A 5,117-nucleotide genomic window follows, 5' to 3' on the forward strand; every position below is an offset into this window, starting at 1 on the left:
CCCCCGTTCGGGTAGGCGGCGGACGCCCGCCCGCGCTCGGCCCGGCGCTGCGCCGCGAGCGAGGCCCGGGCGCCGGTGAGCCGGTCCCGCGTGGAGCGGGCCTTGTCCGTCGTCCGGGCGACCGCGGTCTCGAGCTGCGCCAGGGTCGCGCGGTGCCGGGAGACCGCGGTCTCGGCGGCAGCGGTCCCGGTGTCGGGCAGCGTCGCGTCGTCGGTGACGGCCACGCCGTCCACGTACATCTGCCGGGCCTGCCGGCCGATCTGCCCGCGGGCCGCGGCGAGCGCGGCCTCGGTGTCCGCGAGCCGGGCCCGTTCCCGGGCCGCGGCGAGGTCGGCGTCGCGCAGGGCGAGGGCCGCGACGCTCGCGTCCTCGAGCGCCTTGCCGGCGACGAGGGCGGCCTTCTCGAGCCGGGCCCGCGCCGCCTCGAGCTCGCTGCGGGCGGACCGGATCCGTGCGTCGAGGCGGGCGAGCTCGGTCTCGAGCGCCCGGACGTCGGCCGCCGTCGTGCCGTCGCCGGTCCAGGCGCCGGCCGCCGTCCCGCCGCCGTTCCTGGCAGCTACGCCGGGCCCGGCCGGTGCCGCGCCACCGCCCCCGCCCCCGCCGGCGCGACCGGTCCGTGCGGCGGTGCCCTTCGCCCGGGGCGTCGTGCCGGCCCGGGCCGAGCGGCCGGTCGGCTGCGCGGGCGCCGGGGCGGTCGTCGTCCGCGCCGCGGGGCGGGTCGTCGTCGAGGAGCCGTGCCCGCCGCCCGACGTGGACGACCTCGACGAGGAGGCCTTGGACGAGGACGCCGACGCCGACTTCGCCGACTCGCTCGCCGACTTGGACGCCGACTTCGATGCCGAGGACGACGGCGGCCGGGTCGTCGAGGACGAGGAGCCGCCGTCCGAGGCGCCCGACGGTGACGTCAGGGCGACCGTGACGGGCACGGCGAGCAGGGCGGCCACGACGACGTGGCGCAGCGGCCGTCGGTGGACGACACGGACACAGGGCTGGCCGGGCACGGGAACCTCCTGGGACGCAACGCGTCCGCCTCGGTACGGGGGTGCGTCGCCTCGCCCGGCTCCGCGTCGGACGCCCCGCCTTCGCCCGGCGGGGCCTCCCTTCACGGACCGGTCTATCAACCCTTCAACTACTTCCCCGGGGGTCGTTGGTCCTGCCGGGAACCCCCGGCGTGCCGACCGCCGCGGTGCCGGGCCCTACGTCCTGGTAGGTGTACCAAAGGGCAATACGGCGATGCCGTTGCACTTTCAACTTGGGACTCAGGTCCCCCCGACCTGTGGACCCCCTCGTGATGACCTCCCTGTCATCTGGACCCCCGGCCTCCGCCCCGAGGCCGGTCCACCGAGGAGGCCGCAGATGCCCACCACGACCGCTGTCCCGGACCTGCGGGACGGCCCCGACCGCCGCACGGTGCTCGCGGCGTTCGCCGCAGCCGCCGCGCTCGGCGGCGCCGCCGTCCCGCTCGTCGCCTACCGGGCGGACGCGGCGACGACGACCCCCGCCCCGGCCGGCCACACGGACCACGGCGCGACGCCGGCGGCTGCCGACGACAGCGCCGGACCCGTTGCGGCGCAGGCGGAGCACGCCTGGTGCATGGTCATCGACCTGCGCTACTGCGACGGCTGCAAGTCCTGCACGAAAGCCTGCCAGAAGCGGCACTCGCTGCGCCCCGAGCAGACCTGGATCCAGGTCTTCGAGATGGAGGACGAGCGCGGCGGGACGTTCCACATGCCACGGCCCTGCATGATGTGCGAGGACCCGCCGTGCCTCAAGGTGTGCCCGGTCGGCGCGACGATCCGCACCGACGAGGGCCTCGTCCTCGTCGACACCGACACGTGCGTCGGCTCCCGGGCCTGCATGGCGGCCTGCCCCTACGAGGCGCGCTACTTCAACTGGCGCGAGCCGAGGCCGCCGGTCGATCTCGGGATGCCCAACACCCCGCAGATGCCGGTCGCGAAGCGCGGCACCGTCGGCAAGTGCGTGCTGTGCGCCGACCGGCTGCCGCTCGGCGAGCTGCCCGCGTGCGTCGAGGCGTGCCCGATGGGCGTGCTGTGGGTCGGCGACCTCGTCGCGGACGTCGCGGTGAACACGCAAGGCGCCAGCGTCGTCCTCTCGCAGTTCCTCGCCGACAACGACGCCGTCCGGTTCAAGGAGGAGCTCGGGACCCACCCGCGCGTCTGGTACATCCTCGGCCACGGCCAGAAGCTGCAGGGGGCGTGATGTCCGCCGTGACGAACGCCGCCGTGACGAACGCAGCCGCGACGAACCCCGCTGCGGCGACCGAGACCGTGCGCGCCACCTGCCTGCGGGCCCTGCGCCGGCCCGGGACCGGCTGGTGGACCGTCGTCCTCGTCCTGTCCGCCGTGGTCGCCCTCGGCGTCTACGCCTGGACCGTCCAGCTCCGCCAGGGGATGGGCGCGGCCGGCTTCAACGACCAGGCCTTCTGGGCCGCCGACATCGCGGACGTCATCGCCCTCATCGGGGTGAGCTACGGCGGCGCCGTCGTCTCCGCGGTGCTGCGCCTCACCGGGGCCACGTGGCGGGCGCCGCTGACCCGGATCGCCGAGGGGGCCGCGGTCTGCACCGTCCTCGTCGGGATGGCCCTCATCGTGCCGCACATCGGCAACCCGGTCCGGCTCTACGAGCTCGTGACGCACCCGAACACCAGCGCCCCCGTCTTCTGGGACTTCATCGCCGTCTCCACGTACGGCTTCGCCTCGGTCGCCTTCTTCGCGATGCCGCTGGTCCCGGACAGCGCGGCGCTGCTCGCGGCGGACGACGGCCGGCTCGGCCGGTTCCGGACGGCGCTGTACCGCCGGATCGCGCGCGGCTGGACGGGTGCCCCGCGCCAGCACCACGTCCTCGCCAAGGCCCTCACGCTGGTCTCGGTGATGATCATCCCGCTGGCGGTCTCGGTGCACTCGGTGCTCGCCTGGGCGTTCGCGACGACCTCGCGGCCCTGGTGGCACGAGAGCATCTGGGCCCCGCAGTTCGTCGTCGCGGCGCTCTACTCCGGCGTCGCCCTGGTCATCCTCGTCGTCGCCGGGTTCCGCTCCGGGTACGGCCTGCAGCAGTGGATCACGCCGCGGCACTTCGTCCGGCTCGGGTTCCTCATGGCCGCCCTCGGCGCCGGGTACGTCTACTTCACGTTCGCCGACATCCTGCCGGGCGCCTACGTCGGGGAGAACGCCGTGGGCACCGTCCTGGCGGACCTGCTCGTCGGCCGGATGGCCGGCTGGTTCTGGCTCTTCGTCGTCGGCGGCGCGGTGATCCCGCTGCTGCTCGTCGCGATCCCGGCCACCCGGACGACGGCCGGCATGGTCGTGGCGGCGAGCTTCGTCGTCCCGATGCTCTGGCTCAAGCGCTACCTCATGGTCGTGACCCCGGCGAACTACGACGTCGTCACCGGCGGGCACGGCGCCTACCACCTCACCTGGGTGCGGGCCTGCATCACGCTGGCCGCCGTCGCGGCGGTGCCCTTGCTGCTCATGCTCATGTTCCGGGTCGTGCCGATCCTCTCGGTCGACGAGATCGAGGAGGTGGAGCTCGAGGAGCGGCGCACGCTCACGCAGGCCCTGGCCGCGCTGCGCGCCGCGGGCGACGGGCGGGCGACGGCCCCGGCGGCCCGCACCGTCGGCGCCGGTCTCGCCGTCCTCGTGCTCGCCGGCGCCTTCGGGGTCCTCGGCGTCGGGCGGGCGGCGCCCGCGCAGGCGGCGCAGGCGCCGAAGGGCCCGCGCATCGAGCTCGCCGGGACGCAGACCGACGGCCTCGTCCACCTCACGGTGTCCGTGAAGGACGCCAAGGGCGCACCGGCCGCCGGGGGCACGGTGACGTTCTCGGTCATGACGACGGTCTTCGGCCCGCGCGCGGTCCCGCTCGGCAGCGTGCCGGTGACCAAGGGCGTGGCCGAGATGGTCCTCGACGGCGCGCACTCCGGCGGCTACCGGCCGACCCAGGCCGGCCCGACCGAGTTCACGGCCTCGTACGCCGCGCAGGTGGGCGACACCCCGCTCGAGCGCAGCGTCGACGTCGACGTCACCGCAGCCGTCTCCGCCTACACCCCGGCGGCGCCGAAGCCGCTCGAGGGGGTCGGCGCCGTGACGCCGACCGTGCTGTTCGCGGTCGTCGGCGCGGTCTGGGTCACCCTCCTCACGACCGTCGCGCGGGTGCTCCTCGTGAGCCGCCGCCGCGTCGTCCGCCGGGTGCCCGCCACCGAGCCCGCCACCGCCGGCCGGCCCACCACCCAGTCCGCCTGACCCCGTTCGTGCACCTCCACCAGGGAGCGACCATGACCACCCAGACCAGCCGGACCACCGGCCCCCGACGGGGGGAGCGGACCGGCGCCCTGCCGGCCACGTCCACCCGGCACCTCGCCGCGGCGACCTGCGCCCTGCTCGTCCTCGTGAGCGGGCTGCTCGCCCTGCTCGTCGGGGTGGCCGGGCCGGCCGCCTCGGCGACGCGGACGGTGAAGATCGGTGCGACGCTGTCCAGCGCCGACCTCACCGTCCTGCCGGGGACGACGGTCACGTGGGAGAGCGACGGCGGCGAGCACCGCGTGCGCAGCCGGACCGGCCCGGTCGAGTTCGACTCCGGGAACTTCACCGGCTCGTGGTCGTACACGTTCGACACCCTCGGGTCCTACGCCTACACCGACGAGCGGAACAAGACCCTCACCGGGTCGGTGACGGTGTCGATGTCGGCACCGGGCGGCGGCTCCGGCGGGGGCGGTGGCGGCGGTGGCGGCGGCGCTCCCGCCGCGCCGAAGACGGCCACGGTCTCCATGGCCAACAAGGCCTTCAGCCCGGTCTCCGTGACGGTCGCACCGGGCGGCACGGTGACGTGGACGAACAACGACTCGATGCCGCACAACGTGACCTCGACCTCCGGTGCCTTCCGCAGCGCGACGATGCAGCCGGGCCAGAAGTTCTCGTTCACCTTCACCAAGGCAGGCAGCTACGGCTACTTCTGCACCTTCCACGGCGGGATGAACGGGACGGTCGTCGTCCCGACCGCGTCGGGGAGCGCCCCGCCGCCGGCGGCGGGCGGCGGTGGAGGTGGAGCAGGTGCCGGCTCCGGTGCCGGGGCGGGTGCCGGGGCCGGTGCGGGGGCCGGTGCAG

3 protein-coding genes and 1 pseudogene are annotated in these 5,117 nt (G+C 75.3%); 3 read left to right on the plus strand and 1 reads right to left on the minus strand.

Features of this window, described 5'->3' with window-relative positions; all coding sequences use genetic code 11:
* Positions 1-1,001, minus strand: a pseudogene (locus EDJALFJO_RS00485) (hypothetical protein); the annotation flags it as partial.
* Between the two features lie 355 nt (positions 1,002-1,356).
* On the opposite strand from EDJALFJO_RS00485, the gene EDJALFJO_RS00490 reads away from it, so the two are divergent.
* The 3 genes from EDJALFJO_RS00490 to EDJALFJO_RS00500 all read left to right on the plus strand — a co-directional run.
* Positions 1,357-2,220: a 4Fe-4S dicluster domain-containing protein gene (locus EDJALFJO_RS00490; RefSeq protein WP_158220241.1), complete on the plus strand. Its 864-nt coding sequence runs from the start codon at positions 1,357-1,359 to the stop codon at positions 2,218-2,220.
* The gene (gene nrfD, locus EDJALFJO_RS00495; protein WP_143448202.1) at positions 2,220-4,256 is read left to right on the plus strand and encodes an NrfD/PsrC family molybdoenzyme membrane anchor subunit; all 2,037 of its coding nucleotides are present in this window, start codon (positions 2,220-2,222) and stop codon (positions 4,254-4,256) included. The genes EDJALFJO_RS00490 and nrfD overlap by 1 nt, the downstream gene beginning before the upstream one ends.
* A 32-nt stretch (positions 4,257-4,288) precedes the next feature.
* On the plus strand, positions 4,289-5,117 hold an 829-nt coding region (locus EDJALFJO_RS00500), incomplete at its 3' end, for a plastocyanin/azurin family copper-binding protein (protein ID WP_198949871.1).

Origin of the sequence: Kineosporia sp. A_224, assembly GCF_002198655.1 — a bacterium.
Lineage (GTDB): Bacteria > Actinomycetota > Actinomycetes > Actinomycetales > Kineosporiaceae > R-H-3.

What these genes read in the sequence shown, in the direction of transcription:
- EDJALFJO_RS00490 (WP_158220241.1), top strand. Translation starts at nt 1,357, where the DNA reads ATGCCCACCACGACCGCTGTCCCGGACCTGCGGGACGGCCCCGACCGC.
- nrfD (WP_143448202.1), top strand. Translation starts at nt 2,220, where the DNA reads ATGTCCGCCGTGACGAACGCCGCCGTGACGAACGCAGCCGCGACGAAC.